The sequence below is a fragment of the Variovorax sp. LjRoot175 genome (assembly GCF_964253805.1).
In the GTDB taxonomy this organism is placed as follows: Bacteria; Pseudomonadota; Gammaproteobacteria; order Burkholderiales; family Burkholderiaceae_C; genus Variovorax.
Window position 1 is genome coordinate 1455365 of sequence record NZ_CAXURY020000002.1, and the last position, 19978, is coordinate 1475342.

The 19978-nt window shown below is 64.8% G+C and carries 17 protein-coding genes and 1 pseudogene; 16 read left to right on the forward strand and 2 right to left on the reverse strand.

Features of this window, described 5'->3' with window-relative positions; all coding sequences use genetic code 11:
• Nucleotides 1-362: 362 nt before the first annotated feature.
• The 10 genes and pseudogenes from ACSQ89_RS37455 (at nt 363) to ACSQ89_RS37500 (ending at nt 13373) form a co-directional block, all read left to right on the forward strand.
• A complete protein-coding gene (locus ACSQ89_RS37455) occupies nt 363-584 on the forward strand; it encodes a hypothetical protein (protein WP_436297188.1) in 222 nt (73 codons plus the stop codon).
• A 377-nt stretch (nt 585-961) separates the two neighbouring features.
• Entirely contained in the window at nt 962-3106 is a 2145-nt protein-coding gene (locus ACSQ89_RS37460) for a hydantoinase/oxoprolinase family protein (protein WP_436297189.1), read from the forward strand.
• Nucleotides 3107-3118: 12 nt separating this feature from the next.
• The gene (locus ACSQ89_RS37465) at nt 3119-5443 is read left to right on the forward strand and encodes a hydantoinase B/oxoprolinase family protein (protein WP_436297190.1); all 2325 of its coding nucleotides are present in this window, start codon (nt 3119-3121) and stop codon (nt 5441-5443) included.
• Nucleotides 5444-5476: 33 nt separating this feature from the next.
• Complete coding sequence (locus ACSQ89_RS37470) at nt 5477-5983, forward strand: acetone carboxylase subunit gamma (RefSeq protein ID WP_436297191.1); 507 nt, start codon at nt 5477-5479, stop codon at nt 5981-5983.
• Between the two features lie 208 nt (nt 5984-6191).
• Nucleotides 6192-8231: a sigma-54-dependent Fis family transcriptional regulator gene (locus ACSQ89_RS37475; RefSeq protein WP_436297192.1), complete on the forward strand. Its 2040-nt coding sequence runs from the start codon at nt 6192-6194 to the stop codon at nt 8229-8231.
• Nucleotides 8232-8340: 109 nt separating this feature from the next.
• A pseudogene (gene tnpA, locus ACSQ89_RS37480) lies at nt 8341-8991 on the forward strand (IS66-like element accessory protein TnpA); the annotation flags it as partial.
• Nucleotides 8992-9207: 216 nt separating this feature from the next.
• The gene (locus ACSQ89_RS37485) at nt 9208-9501 is read left to right on the forward strand and encodes a hypothetical protein (RefSeq protein ID WP_436297193.1); all 294 of its coding nucleotides are present in this window, start codon (nt 9208-9210) and stop codon (nt 9499-9501) included.
• A 563-nt stretch (nt 9502-10064) separates the two neighbouring features.
• Nucleotides 10065-11009: a LysR substrate-binding domain-containing protein gene (locus ACSQ89_RS37490; protein WP_436297194.1), complete on the forward strand. Its 945-nt coding sequence runs from the start codon at nt 10065-10067 to the stop codon at nt 11007-11009.
• Between the two features lie 75 nt (nt 11010-11084).
• Nucleotides 11085-12056: a tripartite tricarboxylate transporter substrate binding protein gene (locus ACSQ89_RS37495; RefSeq protein WP_436297195.1), complete on the forward strand. Its 972-nt coding sequence runs from the start codon at nt 11085-11087 to the stop codon at nt 12054-12056.
• A 30-nt stretch (nt 12057-12086) separates the two neighbouring features.
• Nucleotides 12087-13373, forward strand: coding sequence for a M28 family peptidase (locus ACSQ89_RS37500; protein WP_436297196.1), 1287 nt, complete (start codon nt 12087-12089; stop codon nt 13371-13373).
• A gap of 846 nt (nt 13374-14219) precedes the next feature.
• Here the strand turns inward: ACSQ89_RS37500 and ACSQ89_RS37505 are convergent.
• A complete protein-coding gene (locus tag ACSQ89_RS37505; RefSeq protein ID WP_436297197.1) occupies nt 14220-14480 on the reverse strand; it encodes a hypothetical protein in 261 nt (86 codons plus the stop codon).
• An 85-nt stretch (nt 14481-14565) separates the two neighbouring features.
• Between ACSQ89_RS37505 and tnpA (ACSQ89_RS37510) the strand changes: the two genes are divergently transcribed.
• Together tnpA (ACSQ89_RS37510) and ACSQ89_RS37515 are read left to right on the forward strand one after the other, a co-directional pair.
• A complete protein-coding gene (gene tnpA, locus ACSQ89_RS37510; RefSeq protein WP_436297198.1) occupies nt 14566-14949 on the forward strand; it encodes an IS66-like element accessory protein TnpA in 384 nt (127 codons plus the stop codon).
• Nucleotides 14950-14991: 42 nt separating this feature from the next.
• The gene (locus ACSQ89_RS37515) at nt 14992-15132 is read left to right on the forward strand and encodes a hypothetical protein (RefSeq protein ID WP_436297199.1); all 141 of its coding nucleotides are present in this window, start codon (nt 14992-14994) and stop codon (nt 15130-15132) included.
• Here ACSQ89_RS37515 and ACSQ89_RS37520 read toward each other — a convergent pair.
• On the reverse strand, nt 15119-16060 hold the full coding sequence (locus ACSQ89_RS37520; protein WP_436297200.1) for a LysR substrate-binding domain-containing protein: 942 nt from the start codon (nt 16058-16060) through the stop codon (nt 15119-15121). The two genes, ACSQ89_RS37515 and ACSQ89_RS37520, sit on opposite strands and share 14 nt — an antisense overlap.
• 84 nt (nt 16061-16144) lie before the next feature.
• Here ACSQ89_RS37520 and ACSQ89_RS37525 point away from each other — a divergent pair, with 84 nt between their 5' ends.
• The 4 genes from ACSQ89_RS37525 to ACSQ89_RS37540 are packed head-to-tail and all read left to right on the forward strand — an operon-like array spanning nt 16145 to nt 19964.
• Nucleotides 16145-16591 carry a nuclear transport factor 2 family protein gene (locus ACSQ89_RS37525; RefSeq protein WP_436297201.1) on the forward strand — a complete coding sequence of 149 codons (447 nt, stop codon included), beginning with the start codon at nt 16145-16147 and terminating at the stop codon, nt 16589-16591.
• Nucleotides 16588-17751, forward strand: a complete 1164-nt coding sequence (locus ACSQ89_RS37530) for an iron-containing alcohol dehydrogenase family protein (protein WP_436297202.1) — start codon at nt 16588-16590, stop codon at nt 17749-17751. The genes ACSQ89_RS37525 and ACSQ89_RS37530 overlap by 4 nt, the downstream gene beginning before the upstream one ends.
• A 48-nt stretch (nt 17752-17799) precedes the next feature.
• Entirely contained in the window at nt 17800-18720 is a 921-nt protein-coding gene (locus ACSQ89_RS37535; protein ID WP_436297203.1) for a TauD/TfdA dioxygenase family protein, read from the forward strand.
• Nucleotides 18717-19964: an alpha-hydroxy acid oxidase gene (locus ACSQ89_RS37540; protein WP_436297204.1), complete on the forward strand. Its 1248-nt coding sequence runs from the start codon at nt 18717-18719 to the stop codon at nt 19962-19964. Before ACSQ89_RS37535 ends, ACSQ89_RS37540 begins: the two co-directional genes overlap by 4 nt.
• Nucleotides 19965-19978 lie beyond the last annotated feature (14 nt).

Consider the following 19978-nt stretch of genomic DNA (forward strand, 5'->3'; position numbering starts at 1 on the left):
GTGCTTCCTGAATGCAAGCGAGCTGTCCTGCATAGCAACTCCAGGAATCTGGATTCGAAAATATGGCTTCCCAGCTGCCCGGCTTGTGACAGATGTAGTTCTGGTGCGATTCTTCTGCGATGAGAATGCGGCCCGTCCGGAAACCGGACGTCCCCAGTGCCTGGAGCACTGCCAGTTACAACGGCGCATATCCATCAATAGGCAATGAAATCAATGACTTGAAGGGCCTCCCCCGGCCGGCAAAGCTTTGGCATGGTCGTTGCGCCTAGAGAGGCGAGCGACGCGAATCGCATGTCCATTGCAAAGCAAAGGTGCTTTGCTCGAACCGCGTCACTCCTCAGGACCTAAGAGAGGAGCACACCATGAATGCGTCACAACTGGCTTCACGCCCGGGCACCCACTACGAACTGCACTTCCGCCCGCTCTTTCGTGAGCGGCGCGGCTATGCGTTCCCATGCGACCCCGAGGGGCACGTCGACATGGACGCACTCAGCGACAGGGCCCGCAACAACTACCTGTATGCGCGGATGGGCGTTGGACGCGAGTTCTCGGTGCCCGCCGTGCAGCTTGCTGTCGTGGAGTGATCGCCCCAGCGCCTGCTGAATCACAAGTCCGATTTCCGTCGATGAAGCGCTGCGGGCCGAGGCCCGACAGCGCTTCATTCTTTTCGGGTCCTCCGATGCGACAGGCATCGCGCATGGCGGCCTTGAGCATGACCGCACACCGACCGATTTCCGGTCGTTCCGTCCGGCAGTCGAACGTTCCCCACATTGCAAGTTCGATCGCCGTCAGCTCCGCGTAAACCCGAACGCGCTCAACGGAATCAACGACTTAGGGCGACTCGGCCGGTATCCGCACGGTCGTGGCACGGCCGCTGCAAAGGAATGGGCGGGCGAATCGATCGCTCGGGCGGGTTGCCAACCCCAGCAACCCGAATCAATAGTCACCAGGAGACTTACACATGGAAGTGCAATCACAGGTACAGGTGATGGGCATCGATGCCGGGGGCACGATGACCGACACCTTCTTCGTGCGCGAGGACGGGCGCTTTGTCGTCGGCAAGGCACAGAGCAACCCGCAAGACGAGTCGCTCGCGATCTTCAATTCTTCGCAGGATGCGCTGGCGCACTGGAAACGCGAAGTCGATGAGGTCTACCCCGAACTGCTGACCTGCGTGTACTCGGGAACGGCGATGCTCAACCGCGTCGTGCAGCGCAAAGGACTCGACGTCGGCCTGATGGTCAACAAGGGTTTCGAGCATGTGCATTCGATGGGACGCGCGATCCAGAGCTATCTGGGCTACGCGCTGGAGGAGCGCATCCATCTCAACACCCATCGCTACGACGAACCGCTGGTACCGCTGCGGCGCACGCGCGGCGTGACCGAGCGCACCGACGTGCAGGGCGAGGTGGTGATCCCGCTGCGCGAGCACGAGGTACGCCAGGCGACGCGCGAGCTGGTCGCCGCCGGCTCGAAGGCCATCGTGATCTGCCTCCTGCAGTCGCACAAGAACGGTCGCAGCGAGCAGCGCGCCCGCGACGTCTGCCTCGATGAGCTGAAGAAGATCGGCGCGGACATTCCGGTGTTCGCATCGGTCGACTACTACCCGCAGCGCAAGGAGAGCCACCGCATGAACACCACGGTGCTCGAAGCCTACGCGGCCGAGCCCTCGCGCCAGACGCTCCAGAAGGTCAGCGACCGATTCAAGAAGCACGGCGCGAAGTTCGACTTGCGCGTGATGGCCACCCACGGCGGGACGATCAGCTGGAAGGCCAAGGAGCTGGCGCGCACGATCGTCTCGGGGCCGATCGGCGGCGTGATCGGCTCCAAGCTTCTGGGCGAGGCGCTCGGCTACGACAACGTCGCTTGTTCGGACATCGGTGGCACTTCCTTCGACATGGCGCTGATCACGAAAGGCAACTTCGCGATCGTGGCGGACCCCGACATGGCGAGGCTGGTGCTGTCGCTGCCGCTGGTGGCGATGGACTCGGTGGGCGCGGGTGCCGGCAGCTTCGTGCGGCTGGACCCGTACAGCGGTGCCATCAAGCTGGGCCCCGACAGCGCGGGTTATCGGGTGGGCACCTGCTGGCCTGAAAGCGGGCTCGACACGGTGTCGGTCTCGGACTGTCACGTCGTTCTCGGCTACCTCAACCCCGACAACTTCCTCGGTGGCGCGATCAAGCTTGACGTGGAGCGCGCGCGCCAGCACGTCAAGGCGCAGATCGCAGACCCGCTCGGCCTTTCGGTGGAGGATGCTGCGGCCGGCGTGATCGAGTTGCTGGACGTGCAGCTGCGCGAGTACCTGCGCTCCAATGTCAGCGCCAAGGGCTACAACCCGATCGACTTCGTGTGCTTCTCCTACGGCGGCGCCGGGCCGGTGCACACCTACGGCTACACCGAAGGGCTCGGTTTCAAGGATGTCGTCGTGCCGGCCTGGGCAGCGGGCTTTTCGGCCTTCGGCTGCGCCTGCGCCGACTTCGAGTACCGCTACGACAAGAGCGTTGATCTCGCGCTCCCGCAGCACGCGGCCGACGGGGAGAAGGCGCGAGCCGCGACGACCATCCAGGCGGCCTGGTCCGACCTGGCCGCCAAGGTGATCGAGGAATTCCGGATCAATGGCTTCAAGCCCGAAGAGGTGATTCTTCGTCCAGGTTACCGCATGCAGTACATGGGTCAGCTCAACGACCTGGAGATCAGCTCGCCGGTCACCAGCGCGGCGACCGCACAGGACTGGGATCGCATCGTCGACGCTTTCGAGGAGACCTACAGCCGCGTCTACGCCAGCTCGGCACGCTCGCCCGAACTCGGCTTCTCGGTCACCGGCGCGATCATGCGCGGCATGGTCATCACCCAGAAGCCGGTGCTGCCCGAGGATCCGAAAGGCGGCCCGACGCCGCCTTCGGCCGCGCGCATCGGTACCCGGTCGCTGTACCGCCACAAGGTCTGGCACGACGCGGTGCTGTGGAAGATGGAAGCGCTCAAGCCGGGCAACACCATCACCGGCCCCGCGATCGTCGAATCGGATGCCACGACCTTCGTCGTGCCGAAGGGCTTTTCGACCACGCTCGACAAGCACCGCCTGTTCCACCTCAAGGAAATGAAGTAAGGAGAGATCACCATGAACATGATGTCCAGCAAAGAACTCGGCTTCGCCGACCTGCTCAAGACCGGCCAGACCTTGAAGGAATTCCGCGACGGCATTCTCGAGCGCACCACCAAGACCGGCCACTACAACGGCCTGCAGCGCCTCGAATTGCGCGAGAAGGACCCGATCCGCTACGAGAAGATGTTCTCCAAGCTGCGTGGCGGCCTGGTGCATGCGCGCGAGACTGCCAAGAAGATCGCCGCCAGCCCGATCGTCGAGCAGGAAGGCGAGCTGTGCTTCACGCTCTACAACGCGGCCGGCGACTGTGTGCTCACCTCGACGGGGATCATCATCCACGTCGGAACGATGGGCGCGGCGATCAAGTACATGATTGAGAACGACTGGGAGGGCAATCCCGGCATCCATCCCGGGGACATGTTCACCAACAACGACTGCGCGATCGGCAACGTTCACCCCTGCGACATCGCCACCATCGTGCCGATCTTCGCGCACGGCAAGCTGATTGGCTGGGTCGGGGGCGTGACCCACGTGATCGACACCGGCGCGGTGACGCCGGGCTCGATGTCCACCGGCCAGACCCAGCGCTTCGGCGACGGCTACATGATCACCTGCCGCAAGACCGGCGTGAACGACACGCCGCTGCGCGACTGGCTGCACGAGAGCCAGCGCTCGGTGCGCACGCCGAAGTACTGGATCCTCGACGAGCGCACCCGCATCGCCGGTTGCCACATGATCCGCGACCTGATCGAGGAAGTGATCGAGGACGAAGGGCTGGAGGCCTACGAGAAGTTCGCCTACGAGGTGATCGAGGAAGGCCGGCGCGGCTTGCTGACCCGCATCAAGGCGATGACGCTGCCGGGCAAATACCGCAAGGTTGCGTTCGTCGACGTGCCCTACAAGCACGAGGACGTGCAGACCTCCAATGCCTTCGCCAAGCTCGACTCCATCATGCATGCGCCGGTGGAGATGGAGATTCGAGCCGACGGTTCGTGGCGGCTCGATTTCGAAGGCGCGAGCCGCTGGGGCTGGCACTCGTACAACGCGCATCACGTGGCGTTCACCAGTGGCATCTGGGTGATGATGACGCAGACCCTCGTGCCCACGCAGCGCATCAACGACGGCGCGTACTACGGCACCGAGTTCCATATGCCGAAGGGCACGTGGATGAACCCGGACGACCGCCGTACCGGGCACGCCTATGCCTGGCACTTCCTGGTCTCCGCATGGACAACGATGTGGCGCGGCCTGGGCCAGGCCTACTTCAGCCGCGGCTATCTGGAGGAGGTCAACGCCGGCAACGCCAACACCTCCAACTGGCTGCAGGGCGGCGGCATCAACCAGGATGGCGAGATCCACGCGGTCAACAGCTTCGAGGCCTCGTCCTGCGGGACCGGTGCCGGCGCCATCAAGGACGGCCTGAACCACGCGGCCGCGATCTGGAACCCGGAAGGCGACATGGGCGACATGGAGATCTGGGAGATGGCCGAGCCGCTGCTGTACCTGGGCCGCAACGCCAAGGCCAACTCCGGTGGCTATGGGAAGTACCGTGGCGGCTGCGGCTTCGAGACCTTGCGCATGGTGTGGAAGGCCCAGGACTGGACGATGTTCTTCATGGGCAACGGCTACATGAACAGCGACTGGGGCCTGATGGGCGGCTATCCGGCGGCCACCGGCTATCGCTTCGAAGCGCACAAGACCGGTCTGAAGGAACGCATCGCGATCGGCGACAGCCTGCCGCTGGGCGGCGACGCCAACCCGGATCTGCCGGACTACGAGAACCATCTGAATGCCGGTGCGGTGGTCAAGCGCGACCAGCAATGCATGACCACCGAGGACTGCTACGAGAACTACGACCTTTACCTGAACTACCTCCGTGGCGGCCCCGGGTTCGGCGACCCGCTGGACCGCGAGACCGACGCGATCGCCAGCGACCTGAACAACAGCCTGCTGCTGCCGGAATATGCGCAGAAGGTTTACGGTGCCGTGGCGACCCGGGACGCCCAGGGCGTGTGGACCGTTGACGCCAGACAGACCGCGCTGCAGCGCATCGAGATCCGCAGGCAACGCCTGGCCCGTTCGATCCCGACGCAGGAATGGATGAAGCTCGAGCGCGAACACGTCCTGACCAAGAACGCCTCGCCGCAGGTACAGCACATGTTCGCAACCAGCTTCGGTCTGTCCAAGAAGTTCGAGCAGCAGTTCCGCGACTTCTGGAACCTGCCGGAGTCCTGGGTGCTGACCGAGGACGAACTCGACGTGCCCACCTACGGCTCCAAGTTCCGCATGGACTTGTCCAAGATGCCCGACGTGAAGACCGTCGTGCTGGTCGAAGAATGAACGCGGTCGATGAGACCCTAAAGGAGATTTGAAATGACTACTTACACCCGCGAACAAGTCAAGGGCCTGGTCGACGGCAAGCTCGACTGGGACACCACGCTGCGCATGCTCTCGATGCCCAAGGATCCGGACCGCTTCGAAAAGTACGTCGAAGCGCTGCAGAAGAAGCTGGATTGGGATGACCGCATTGTCTTGCCGCTCGGCCCGCACCTGCACATCGTCCAGTCGGCCAAGACCAAGAAATGGGTCACCAAGTGCGATTGCGGCCACGAGTTCTGCGGCTGGCGCGAAAACTGGAAGCTGCATGCCAACCTCTACGTACGTCAGACCGAGGAGGAGATGACCGAGGTCTATCCCAAGCTGATGGCGCCGGACACCAACTGGCAGGTCTATCGCGAGTACTACTGCCCTCAGTGCGGGACGATGCACGACATCGAAGCACCCACGCCGTGGTATCCCGTGATCCACGACTTCGAGCCCGACATCGATGCCTTCTACAAGGAGTGGGTGAAGCTGCCGCTGCCGGAACGCGCGAACTGAAAAGCAATTGACCGATGCCCCGCTCGCTCACTGCGATGCGGGGCGTCTTCATTGACAACATCCATCTCGCCCACCGTGGCGGAAAGGAGATCCCATGGGGCGTTGCCCCACCATGGCCATTGTCTCTATCATTCAGAGAGCAGCGCCTGCACCCACGGACGCGCCCACAGACATGCAGGCCGCATTGCACGGCCCGGCGGAGACAAGCATGGAACCACGGGACAAACAGATGTTCTCGACCCCTGGCGACGAGCCGGCCATCATGGCGGCGTGGGAATCCTTCGTCGGTGGAGACGTGCGGCCGACAGAGGCGCTGCGCTCGCTGGTGGACATTTCCTGGCAACGCTGCCAGGAGGCGCAGGTCGATCCGAACCGTCGTGTTGGGCCGCAGCCGTTGTCCGAGCAGGATCTCTTCCTGCTGCGCGAACGCCAGCGCGAGCTTCTGGAAGCCAGCGCCCCGGCCATGGCCTGCGCGCACGACTTCCTCTCGCAAACCGGCACCATGATGGCGTTGGCCGACACCCGCGGCACGATTCTCATGACGGAGGGTGACACGCCGGCGATGGGATTGGCCGAAACCATCCACCTGATGCCAGGCGCAACCTGGAACGAGGCGCTGTGCGGCACCAATGCGATCGGAACGGCCCTCGCCATGGGCCAGCCGGTTCAGATCCACTCTGCCGAGCATTTCTGTGCCGGCATCAAGCGATGGACCTGTTCGGCCGCCGTGGTGCGGCATCCGACGGACGGCGAGATCATCGGCGTGCTGGACGTCTCGGGCCTGTCGCAGACGTACAGCCGGCAGAGCCTGGCGCTGGTGGTCACGACCGCGAACCGCATCGAAAGCCGGCTTGCCATGGTGGAGATGGAGCGCCGCTACCATTTGTTGGAGCACGGCATGGGCCGCTGGAATTCGGGTCGGCAGGAGGGTCTGGTGTTGTTCGATCGGCGAGGCAGTCCGATCAAGGCCAACGAGCATGCGCACATCGCGATCGCGGCCGCTGGCGGTGAGATCGACCTGTCCGGCGCGCACCGGCTGCCCGAACTCGCTGCAGGTCGGCTGGGGCGCGGCGGCCACCGGCGTCAGCTGCCCCTGTGGATCAAGCCCGAGTGGCTCGAGCCGCTGATCGTCAAGGGGGAGCATCTGGGTACGCTTTTGGTGGTGCCGGTGCGCGGCCGCGCGACGCTGCACCCCTCGATGGCGACGCAAGAGGCAAGCCATGGCCAACGAGACAGTGCGGCAGCCGGCGACGCCTTTGCCACCGTCATTACAGCAGACCCGACCATGCTGCAGGTCATCGGCAAGGCGCGGCAATTGGCGCGGTCCCGGACGCCGGTGCTGTTGCAAGGCGAGACCGGCGTGGGCAAGGAAGAGTTCGCGCGAGGCGTTCACGGCTCCTGCGCGGGCCCGTACATAGCGCTCAACTGCGGCGGGTTGTCGCGCGAACTGCTGGCGAGCGAACTGTTCGGGTATGCCGACGGTGCCTTCACCGGCGCACGCAAGGGCGGCATGGCCGGCAAGATCGAGGCCGCCGACGGCGGCACGCTGTTCCTCGACGAGATCGGCGAGATGCCGATGGACATGCAGCCGCATCTGCTGCGGGTGCTGGAGCAGGGAGAGATCTACCGCCTTGGAGAGAACACGCCGCGCCGGGTGAACTTCAGGCTGATCGCCGCCACGCACAGGGACCTGCGCGAGGAGATCGCGGCGGGCCGGTTCCGCATGGATCTGTTCTATCGCATCGCTGTCACCAGCCTGCGCATTCCGCCGTTGCGCGAGCGCCAGGGTGACGTCGCGCTTCTTGCGCAGCATTTCCTGGAACTTTTTCGGAGCGAGCAGGGGACGGAGCCCGAGGTTCTGGATGTGGCGGTGCTCGCGCGATTGGCGTCGTACCGCTGGCCTGGCAACGTACGCGAGTTGCGCAACGTGATTCAGGGAGCCGTGATGATGAGCGAGGCGGAACCACTGACTTGCGAGGCACTGCCCCCCGAACTGTCGGGCCTTGAAACTTCGGGCGCAGCGCACCCCGAAGCGCTGGGCGCCGAGGTGCGCAGCATCGCCGAGGGCGAGGAAGCGTTGATCCGACGCGCAATCATCGCCAGTGAAGGCAACCTCACGCTCGCGGCGCGCCAACTGCACATCGCCAAGAGCACGCTCTACGTCAAGATGCAGCGCTACGGCCTGTCGCGCGAGGTGATGCGCATCGGCGAACCGGCCCACAAGCAGTCTGGCTCTGGCTCCTCATAGCCGTCCCGCGAATGGCCAAGGCTCCCGTCAAGGCCTCCGTCGGAATCGCGCCGGCGTGAGCAGGATCGCTCACACTTGGATGTGTGCATCTAACTGGTCAAGTGCACACATGGACAAGCGAGTCACCTCGAGCAAGGACATCCGGCGCCGGCACAGCGAGTCGCTCAAGCGAGAGCTGGTCGATCTGGGCCTGGAGCCTGGCGCATCCGTCGCGGCCATTGCGCAGAAGCACGGCATCAACGCGAACCTCCGGTTCAACTGGCGCCGGTTACGCCTGCGTTCGGAGAAGTCGAGCAACGAGGCCGAACCAAGCTCGATCCTGTTGCCGGTGACCGTGCAGGCGACTTCGACGCCGGCCGTTTCAAAGTCGTTGCCCACGGACCGGGCCTCGCAAAGCGTGATCGAAATTGACATCGGTCCTGCGCGCGTTCGACTGCGAGGTGCCGTGGACGAGGCCAGCGTACGCCGCGACCTCCGCGCCATCGGCTCGACGCCGACCGCGCTCTTCGCCGAGCGCCTGGAAGGCGTCACCGAAGTGCGCGCCGGCGTGTTCGTGTTCTTCGATCTCGTGATGGCCGGCCTGAACGTCTGCCGCGTGGACGACATCGCCCTGTCGGTGCTGGCCACGGTGATCGGCCACCAGCGTGAAAAAGGCTGGACGATTCTCGACGCCGAATGGATGGCGATGTCGCACGACCGCGGCACAGCCGCGCAGCCGGTGGACCAGGGCTGCGGGCTGGTCTGCGACCTGGACGGGCGGCCGCTGGACGCCAGGCCTGAAGTTCGGTGACTGGTAGAAGATTCATCGAGATTTCGCTCCGGCCTTACCTGTCCTTCACATTTCGCCCTCAGTATCGGAGCTCCTGAATACAACTCCTCGAAGGAGCTGCAATGAAGAAGATGTTTTTCGCATTCGGCGCTGCAGCCGTAGTCGCATTGGCCGCATTGAGCGCTCCTTCTCAAGCACAGCCCCACCATGGAGACCGCGGCCATCGCCCTCGCGTGGTCGTTGTTCCGCCACCCCCGCCGCACGACGTCACACGGCATGGCTATGTACGCCATCACGACTACCGTGCCGACTATCGTCACGACCGCCGTGCCCACTACCGCCACGCACGCCGGGACAGCGACCGCGATGGCGTGCCTGATCGTTACGACCGACGCCCGCACAATCCGTATCGACGCTGAGCGCGGCAGCGCCACCTGGCACAGGCTTTCGATGCCGCATCCCTCGTCAAGGAGTACGAAATGTCCATTCGAGCCGCTGTAGCATTCATGCTGTTTTCCGCCATCGCCTCCCCGTGCGCTCTCGCAGATGACGATGACTCAAAGAAGCGCTGGCGGCGCAACGACTGGCGTAGCGACTGGCGGGAGGACCGCTGGCCTAGGCCTTTGCGAAGTCAAGCAGGAATCGAAGCGAGGGGAGTTCAAGCGAGAGGTCAAGTGCAAGGATGGCATCGGAGCAACGTGGCGCGGGGAATGGAAGGATGAGTTCCGGGGATGGGCCATGCAAGGTCAAGCTCGAGGCCAGCCGCGAGGTGTTCAAGGAAGAGGTCAAGTGCGAGGGTCGCTAACGGCGGAAGACTTCGGGGTGGGACTTCGGAGAGACGATTCGCTCGTAAGCTCGATGCCCGCTGGCGGGCCACAGGCGGACGGCGGACCCGTTTTTCTTCAGTGTTTGTCGATTCCATCACGCCTGGGGAACACTTTCCATCTTTGGCTGTCGGATGAAGGGGGTGCGGAGTTCTTGCCCAGCCAAACCTTGGACAACGCGAACTGCTTGAGCGACCTCGCTCGTGCTGACCGCTACTTTCGCTCTAGCCTCGGCAACCGATGAAGGGCTCTCGCAACTCTTTGACGTCGCTGAGAGTCTTTCTCGTCGCTGCGCGCCAGCTGAACTTCAGCCGCGCCGCAGAGGACCTTCATCTCACTCAAAGCGCTGTCAGCAAACACATTCAGTCGCTCGAAGAACGGCTCGGGTCAGCGCTGTTCAAGCGAACTCCGACCGGGTTGCGAATCACACACGCCGGCGCGGTCTATCTTGAGAAGATATCCGCGGCTTTACGGCTTATCGACGAGGCCGAGGCATTGGTGGCCCGTCCGGAAACCCGCGTCAATCTGAACATCGCGGTATCGCCCTCGTTCGCGCAGTTCTGTCTCATCCCGCGCATGAGGGAATTTTTCGACCTACACCCGGACGTTAGGTTGAACATTCGACCGCGGCTCATGACTCCGCGCGACAGGCAGGAGGGCTTCGACGCTGAAATACAGCTGCACACCGGCCACGTCAGCGGCATGACAAGTTCCTACCTCTGCGGTCGCGAGATGGGATTGGTCATCGCGCCTTCGCTGGCAAAGGCTCATCGGCTCCGGGCCCCCGAGGATCTCTCCTCAGTCACGCTGCTCAAGCGCGCCCAGCGGGGCTATGGATGGGATGAATGGCGAGCAGAGATGGCACCGGGCTGGGACGGCCCAGGCGTCCACGCTCCCGAGTACGAGGGGTTCTCCGTGCTGCTGCCGGCAGTCCTGAATGGACTGGGGGCCGCAATCGTTCCGCTCTGCCTGGTCCGCGAGCATCTCGAGACCGGGGCGCTCGTGCGTCCGTTCGATGAAACGGTATCTGGGCGGTATGGCTACTACCTCATGCTCCCAAGGCCGAACCAGAGTGGACCGTATCTGGACAGCTTCTGCGAATGGGTTGACAGCATGGCCAAGAACTTGTTGCCACCAGGCCAGGGCAAATCAACGAAGGCGAGACGGCATTCCAGAATGGAATAGCGTATGCCCATTCATCGCTTGGCGCAGTGGGCTTGGGCCAACCAGAATCGTGGAGTTCACCATTCTTGGACGACCATGCGACGCTCACTCATTTCCCTGGTGCCGGCTTTGGCACTTGCCCTCGCGGGCCTCGGCGCCGCTGCGCAGTATCCGGAGCAGCCGGTCAAAATTGTCGTGCCCTACTCTCCTGGCGGCAGCTCCGACGTGCTGGCGCGGGCCGTCAGCGACGAACTGGGCAAGGCCTTGGGTCAGGCGGTCATCATCGAGAATCGACCGGGTGCGGGCTCTCTACTCGCCACCCAGTTTGTCGCCGGCGAGCGTGCTGACGGCTACACGCTCTTGCTCGTCGATGTGCCCTTCACCATCGTGCCCGCTCTGTACCGGGACCGCGCCAAATACAACATCGAGAAGGACTTCGCTCCCATCTCGCTGATGGGTGTCGCTCCGACCTACCTGTTCGTGAACGAGACTTTTTCTGCGCGGTCTCCTGCCGACTTGGTCAGGTCGGCGAAAGCGAAGCCCTCGGCCATATCCATCGGGTCTGGAGGCAACGGCTCGCTGACCCACCTGATGGCGGAACTGTTCATGATTAACACGGGCGTCAAGATGGTCCACGTCCCGTACAAAGGCGCATCGGCAGCCGTGAACGACCTTGCCGCGGGCCAGATTGAGACGAGTTTCACCACGATGGCCAGTGCGAGCGGCCTTTATCGCGCAGGTCGCTTGCGCGCCATTGCGGTTACCAGCGCACAGCGGCAGAAAGCAACGCCCGACGTTCCCACGTTCCAGGAAAGTGGCATTCCGAACATGACCGTGGAGAGTTGGTGGGGGCTGGTTGCTCCTGCAGGCGTCAGCCAGGCGGTCCAGACTCGCCTGGGCGACGCGATGCGGCAGGTGATGAAGTTGCCGAGCGTGCGCATGCGCATGGAGTCGGCAGGCGTCGAAGTGCCAGCCGATACGAGCGCAGGAGTGTTGCGCAAGTTCATCCGCGATGACGCGGTGAGATGGCGAGATGTCGTCCAGCGGGCACAACTCAAGGTTGAGTGAGCAGCCGACAAACAGCAATTGCGCTCTACCATGAACATCTCTCTGAATCGGTGGCTGGATGAGGCCGCTATGGACCCGATGCTGATGCCTGACTTCGAACGCATCTGTAGTTTCGGCGGACGGCTCGCGGGAAGCGGACAGGATTCCGACGCATTGGATTGGACGATTGGCAGGCTGAATGAGGTACGCCGCGGTGCGCGCCGCGTCGAGGTTTCCTACGACGGCTGGGTGTGCGAGAAAGCCGAACTCTTGCTTTTGGGCCGCTCGGAGACCTTGTCTTCCCGGCCGCTCCTGCGTTCAATGGCAACGCCCCCCGAAGGACTCGAAGCGGCCGTCATTGACCTGGGGAAAGGGCGCCAGAGCGATTTCGATGCAGCCGGCGAACAGATTCGCGGACGCATCGTCCTCGTTCGCCACGAGTATCCGTTTTCGCCGACCCACCTGCACCGTCGCAAGAAGTACGACATGGCAGTCTCCCGCGGGGCTGCGGGATTCCTGATTGCGAACAATCTGCCCGAGCAGGGACTTCTATCTGGTTCTTCAGGAAGGGGCCGTGGCAAGCCGGGCATTCCGGCCGCCTACATCGACCGGGAGTCGGCGGACCGCATCGCATCAGCTGGCCCAAACGCACCAATCCGATTGACGATTGCCGGAAAGGAGTTGGAAGGCTCGACCGCGGGCGTCGGCGTACTAGACATCCCTGGGGAGTTCGAGGAACGTGTTGTCATCAGCGCCCACATCGATGGCCACGACCTCGGCGAGAGCGCGCTGGACAATGCCACGGGGGTGGCCACAGCCTTGGCCGCCGCCAGGGCGCTGGCCATGCGGGTCGGGAGAGGAACGAACAGCCTGCGCATCTGCTTCTTCTCCGCGGAAGAATGGGCCTTGTCGGGCTCTGCGGGATACCTGAAGAGTCTTGAAGCCAGTGAGCTCGCGACCTTGAAGCTGAACATCAATCTGGATACGGTCGCTGGCGATGAAAACCTGACTGCGCTGACCAGCGACTTCCCGGGACTTGAGCCCTTCGTGGAGCGGGCCAGTTCTGCTGCGGACCTGCACATCGGTTCTTATTTGCCCCTGATGGCCAATTCAGACCACGCGAACTTTGCAGCGCTGGGCGTGCCAGCAATGCGCTTGCTCGCCGGATTCGACCGGCCATCCTCCAGAGTTAACAACATTCTTTCAGCTGGAGACCGTATGCCGGCAGTGCGCGAGAGCGAACTGCGGCGGGCTCTCCGAGCCACCTCCGCGTTGGCATGGCTCGGCTTGACGGCTTCCAGTAGCGAGTTGACATCCCTTGCGGCACGGAGCTCCTGAACGGAGCACCAGGCGCCAGTCGCTGCGAAAAGACGCGGTCGTCGTCGCTCGATTCCTCAACGGTCGCGCTCGATGGAAGTCTGCAACGCGTTCGTTGTGACGACCGTGCCGCCTCCTATAACCGCCGGCCAGGTGATCATGTTTTTGTACGTTTCTATCGTCACTACCCATGAGTGAAGCTGCAGGCCCCTGTGGGCCAAATCGTTCCTCATCGGGAGCACCACCAGCGCACCATCGCAACGTCGCGCTGCCAAGAGGCATCGACCAGTCACCCTATCGACAGCGAATCCGACACGCTGACGAGCATGTTGCAGTCAGGGAACGCGGGAAGCTCGCATGGGACCTGGCCCTGCAAGTTCGTGCGCGCACGGCCGCACTTGGCTTCACCCGCGTTGGCCTCATTCGGAAGTCCCTCGGAGCTTCTGAGGAGGAAGTGCTTGATGCGCGCGCTGAGTACCGACTGGGGAGGGTACTGAAGGGGCTCGCGCTGCCCGACGAGGTTGAGCTGAAGTCAATTGCAGAAGCACTCGACACGACAGTTGGCGCCTTGCTGGGCGGGGTTTGCCCTTCCCGGTTGGAGTTGCTGCGCCTCGTGGGGCCATCAAGGCGCAAAGACTCATCGCCTGCCAGGGTACGACTAACAGCCAGCCGCCAGCCGCCAGCCGCCAGCCGCCAGTAGTCATAAAGTCATCTGGTGACGGCGCGGCCACACGACGCAGCGACCATACAAGCGCTGCGAAATGACCGGGAGCATTGGTTTCCAATGACTGCGCCCTTCCAATGAATCGCAGGCAGGGGTGCTGACCTGTCCAATCGAGCTGTCTTCGCCCCTGAGGAGCCCGGCGCTCAGCCAGGCTTGCGCGCAACGGGCATTGGGCAGAACGCGTTTTTTGGTTCCTCGCCACGCAGGTAGCCCGTTTCCTCTTCGTCCGTGGCAGGGCGCACCTCCACGAGCGTTGCCCGCTCCCCGTACAGGTCGCGCAGCTCCGCCACCATCGCCTCGTGCACGTTGACGTTAGGGCGGAACGCCCGAAACCAACGTCGCGGACGACCGTCGTAGTGGAAGTCAATCACCCACGTCACGGAAGTTCGGAGGAACTCAGCCATGGAAAATTGTAGTTCTCCGCCCGCGTGATTCGCAGTAATAGTCCGGCCAGGACCGTTGTTGTCGAAGCTGGCCTGACCTCGGAGCATGCTGACTGAAGAGTGCGTGCCCAGAGATGGTGTGCATCATCAGGAGATCGTGCACACCATGAAGAGTCAAGCAGAGGGCGGTGAACCGTCACGTCGCCATCACGACCGTGCATTCAAGGCGCGACTGATCGAGCTGAGCATGCAACCCGGCGCGTCAGTGGCGGCCATTGCAATGGCCCACGCCATCAATGCCAACTTGTTGTTCAAGTGGCGGCGCGACCGCCAACGCGAATTGACGTCGCTTCATCCGACGCCTGCCGTGCTGCTGCCCGTGCGCCTGGCATCGGCCGGCGAAGATTCGGGTGTCAATGCAAATTCGCCGCTTGCCGCCGACGCTCCGGCTTCGGCTTCGGCCACCGCACTCGTCTGGGCAGAGTTTTGAACACCATCCTTAGACCTCCCGCTCCGATGCCGGTGCGGTCACATGCGCGGCCTCGCGAGCAACGTCTCCCCGTCCAGCGGCTTCCGCTTCGGCTCCAGCGCGCAGGAGCTCGACGGTCTCGTTCGCTCCGAAATGAACCAGTGGGGTCCGCTGATCCGGCAGCTCGGGCTCAAGGCGGAGTGACTCGGGCGCGCCAGGTAGTCGCCCTGGGCAAGGCCCAGTCGGGCGGATGGCGCGACCACTCCTTGAGGAATTCCAGCAGGTGCCGCACGCGCGTCGGCATGTTGCGCCGCGTCGAGAACACGACGTTGATGTCGAGCTCTTCAGGCACGCAGTTGGGTAACAGGGCTTCGAGCGTCCCGGCCTGCAGTTCCTCCGACACCATGTAATAGGGATGCAGCGAGATGCCGGCGCCGAGCAAGGCGCCCTGCTTGATCGCGTCACCCAGGTTGGAACGCACCGTGCCGCGCACGCGCACTTCCTGCGGCGGGTTGCCGGCAAACTTCCACACGCCGGCGCCCGACTTGATGATGTGCACCAGGCAGTTGTGGCGCGCGAGATCCGCTGCGGTGGCGGGCCGGCCGTGCGCCTTCAGGTAGGCGGGCGACGCCACCACCACTTGCGGCGCCTTCAAGAGCGACTGGGCGACATAGCTCGCATCCTCGAGCGAAGGTGCGATACGGATCGAGAGATCGAGCGCCTCGGCGACCAGGTCGGAACGGCCATCGTCATGAACCACCGTCACTTCGATGTCCGGATAGCGATGGGTGAACTGCGCGATCAGCCGCATGAGGTGATAGGCGCCGAACGAGGGCGGCGTGCCGACGCGGATCGCGCCGCGCGGCAGGTGGACGACGTCGCGCACCTCGCCTTCGATCGCTTCGTAGCGCTCGAGCAGGTCGCGCGCTGCTTCTAGGACGCGCGCGCCGGCTTCGGTGAGGGCGACCTGCTTCGAGGTGCGCTTGAGCAATTGCGCGCCCATCGAGACCTCGAGCCAGGCGACGTGCTTGGTGATCGTCGCCCGGGAGAGTGAGAGCTGCATGGCAGCGCGCACGAAGCTGCCGCAGCGTGCGACTTCGGTGAATATCTGGAGGCAGCGAAGACGATCCACGATGGCAAGGTTTCCAAATCGCAAACCTTGGATTGTCAAACAGGGTGCGCCAGTGGGCAAGGCAGTTTTTAAACTGCAGATCACATGACCGCTCATCCATCTTCAATCGTCGCACCGCTGCTCGCCGGGCTGACACAGCAGCTGCACGCGTTCTTCCACGCACTCGACATGCGGCGCTACGACCGGATGCTCGAGCTGTTCACCGACGATTGCCGCTGGCTGCGCCAGGGCCAATGGCTGGAAGGCAAGAATGCCGTGCGCGCGGCGCTCAAAGCCCGCGCGGCCGATGTCGACACCCGCCACGTGCTGACCAACGCCTACGTGAGCGCATGCGAAGGCGAGTCGGCCGAGGTCGAGGCGTACATGACGGCCTATCGCTATCCGGCGGCGGCGCAGCCCGGCAGGGCACTCCCGCCCATCGCCGGCCCGCTGCGCTTCAACCTCACGACCACCGTGTTCCGGCGCGATCCTGGCCACGACTGGCGCATCGCCGAACAACGCATGGTGGCGGCCTTCGCCTTCGTCGAATGAGCACGCTCCCATCCTCCTTCACGCATCGCGGCGCGGCCATGCGGCTGGTGCTGCGCGAAGGCGCCATCGACGACCTTCGCGCCGAACTCGACGCGCTCGGCATCGCGCGGCCGCTGGTGCTGGGCGGCGCCCGCACGCAGCGCTCGGCGCTGTTCGCGCGCGGCGTCGCGGCGATGAATGGCCTGCCGCATGTGCTGGCCGAGCCAGTGCCCGCGCATTCCAGCGTCGAGCTCGTGGAGCGGCTGGCGGCGCGCGCGATCGCCGATGGCGTCGACGGCTTCATCGCCATCGGCGGCGGCAGCGCCTCCGACACCGCCAAGGCGATTGCACTCCTGATGGCCGAGGGCGGCCGCCTTGCCGACCATGCGGTGCGCTTCACGCCGCCGGCTTCGCTGGTCGCGCCGCGTCTCGCTGCGCCCAAGCTGCCGATCGTCGCCATTCCGCAAACCGCCTCCGGCGCCGAAGTCACCGTCTCGCTGGGCGTGCGCGACAGCGACGGCGCCAAGCTGCTGTTCACCGACATCCAGCTCGCGGCCCGCCTGGTGTTGATCGACCCGCTCGCCAATCTCGAGGTCCCGGCCGCGTTGATGTGCGCCACCGGCATGAACGGCCTGGCGCATTGCATCGAAGGCCTGTACGCGCTGGAGCGCTCGCCGTTGGCCGAAACCCTCGCGCTGGACGCGATGGCGCGCTTCGCGGAGGCCTTGCCCGCCGTGCATCGTGAGCCGCAGGATGCGTCGGCGCGCGCGGCACTGTTGTACGCCGCACACTTGTCGGGGCTGGTGTTGGTGAATGCCCGCACCTGCCTGCATCACGCGATCTGCCATGCGATCGGATCGGTAACCGGCGTCGGCCACGGCGATGCCAATGCCGTGATGCTGCCGCACGCCGTCGCCTTCAACGCTCAGGCCGCGGCCGGACCGCTGGCCCGCGCTGCCGCGGTGCTGGGCGCTGTTGAAGGCGCCGCCGGCCTCGTGCGTGCCGTGCGCGAACTGCAGGCCGCCATCGGCGTGCCGACCCGTCTGCGCGACATCGGCGTGCCGCGCGAGTCGTTCGACCGCATCGCCGCCAAGACGATACGCGAACGCGGTCTCTACTACAACCCCCGCCCCGTCGCCGGCGAGAGCGAGCTTCGCGCGCTGCTCGATGCCGCGTACTGACGGCGGCCAGGCTCTCGACGAACTTCACCCACACAAGGAGTCCCACCCATGACCATGCGCATCGTTCCCGGCGGCGCCACGCTCGGCGCCCGCGTTGAAGGCCTCGACCTGTCGCGGCCGGTGTCGGCCGAAGTCTTCGAGCAGTTGCTGCAGGTGCTCGGCCGCTATGGCGTGCTCAGCTATCCGAAGCAGGATCTGAGCGCGGCCCAGCTGCTCGACTTCTCGGCCAATTTCGGCCGACTCGAAGTCAACGTGGCGGGCGCCTACCAGGAGCCGGGCCTGCCCGAAGTCATGGTGCTTTCCAACATCGTCGAAAACGGCAAGCCGATCGGCCTTTCCGATGCCGGGCAGGACTGGCACACCGACATGTCCTACAACAGGATGATCGCGTTCACCAACGTGCTCTACGGTATCCAGATCCCGCATCGCGACGGCCAGCCGCTCGGCAACACCGAGTTCTGCAACATGCATGCCGCTTACGAAGGGCTGCCCGAGGCGTGGAAGACGCGGCTCGACGGCATGACAGTGCTGCACGACTTCGACAAGTTCTGGGAAATGATGCGCCGCGAGCGGGGCAGTACCCGCCCGCCGCTCACGCCGGCGCAGCGCGCCGCCCGGCCGCCCGTGTCGCACCCGCTCTTTCTGCGCCATCCCCTCACGGGCAAGCGCGTGCTGTATGCCAACCCGGGCTATGCGATCCGCATCAACGAAATGGACGAGAAGGAGAGCGACGAGGCGCTCAACTTCCTCTTCGCGCACCAGACCCGGCCCGAATTCCGCTACGCGCATCGGTGGGAGGTCGGCGACGTGCTCATGTGGGACAACATGGGCACGATCCACAACGCGATCCCCGACTACCGGCCCGACGAGCCGCGCCTCATCAAGCGCTGCCAGGTGATGGCCACGCGCTTCTTCCACGACGACGGCACGCCGCGCACGGTGGCCCACACGGAGCTCGAAGCCGCATGACGCGTGGCGTCGCCGCCTGCTACTCGATCGCCGACCTGCGCGCGCTGGCCAGGCGACGGCTGCCGCGCGCCGTGTTCGACTTCTATGACGGCGGCGCCGAGGACGAGCGCACCCTTGCGGGCAACCGCCTCGCCTTCGAGCGCTGGCACCTGGCGCCGCGCGTGCTGGTCGATGTCGCCGGCGCCTCGTCGGCCTGCACCCTGCTGGGCGCGCCCGCCGGCATGCCGGCCGCCATCGCGCCCACCGGCGCGGCCGGCTTCGGCTACCGCGGCGCCGATCTCGCGCTCGCGCGCGCAGCCGCGAAGATGAGCCTGCCATACACCCTGTCGAGCAGCGCCACCACAGCCATTGAAACCATCGCCGACAAGGCGCCCGGCCGCCTGTGGTTCCAGGCCTATGTGCTGCGCAACCGGGACTTCTTCTGGCAACTGATCGAACGCGCCCGCCGAGCCGAGTACGAAGCGCTGGTCATCACGGTCGACCTGCCGGTTGGCGGCAAGCGCGAGCGCGATTTCCGCAACCACTTCTCGATCCCGTTTCGCTTCACGCCGCGCAACATGCTCGACTTCGCCTCGCGGCCACGCTGGGCGCTCGACATGCTGTTGCGCGGCATGCCGGTGATGGAAAACCTGCGCGGCCTTGAAGCCGCTGCCACGAATGCGACCGCCATCGCGTCCTCGGTCGGCCGCAGCTACGACCCGGCCTTCGACTGGCAGCGGCTGGCCGAGGTGCGCGAGCGCTGGCCGCGCAAGCTGATCGTCAAGGGAGTGAGCCGCGGCGACGATGCGCGGCGCCTGGCCGCAATGGGCGTGGACGCCATCATCGTGTCCAACCACGGCGGCCGGCAACTTGACGGCGCCGTGCCCAGCCTGCTGGCGCTGCCCGAGGTGCTGCAAGGCGCGGCCGGCCGCTTGCCGGTGCTCGTCGACGGCGGCATTCGCCGAGGCAGCGACATCGCCAAGGCGCTGGCCCTGGGCGCGCACGGCGTGCTGCTCGGCCGCGCGACGCTGTTCGGCGCGGTGGCTGCCGGCGACGCCGGTGCACAGCGCGCGCTCGACATCCTGCACGATGAGCTGCTGCGGACGATGCGCCTGTGCGGCGCCCCGACCGTGGCGCAACTCTCGGCCGACTTGCTGCGGCCCGCCGAGCCGAACGCGTCGTGGCCCGCCTCCGCGGCCTCGCCGCCGGCCGCCCGCAACGCCGCGCCTCGCGCCAATCGAACGCCCGATCTCGTGAACCCGTGAACCCTTGAACCGTC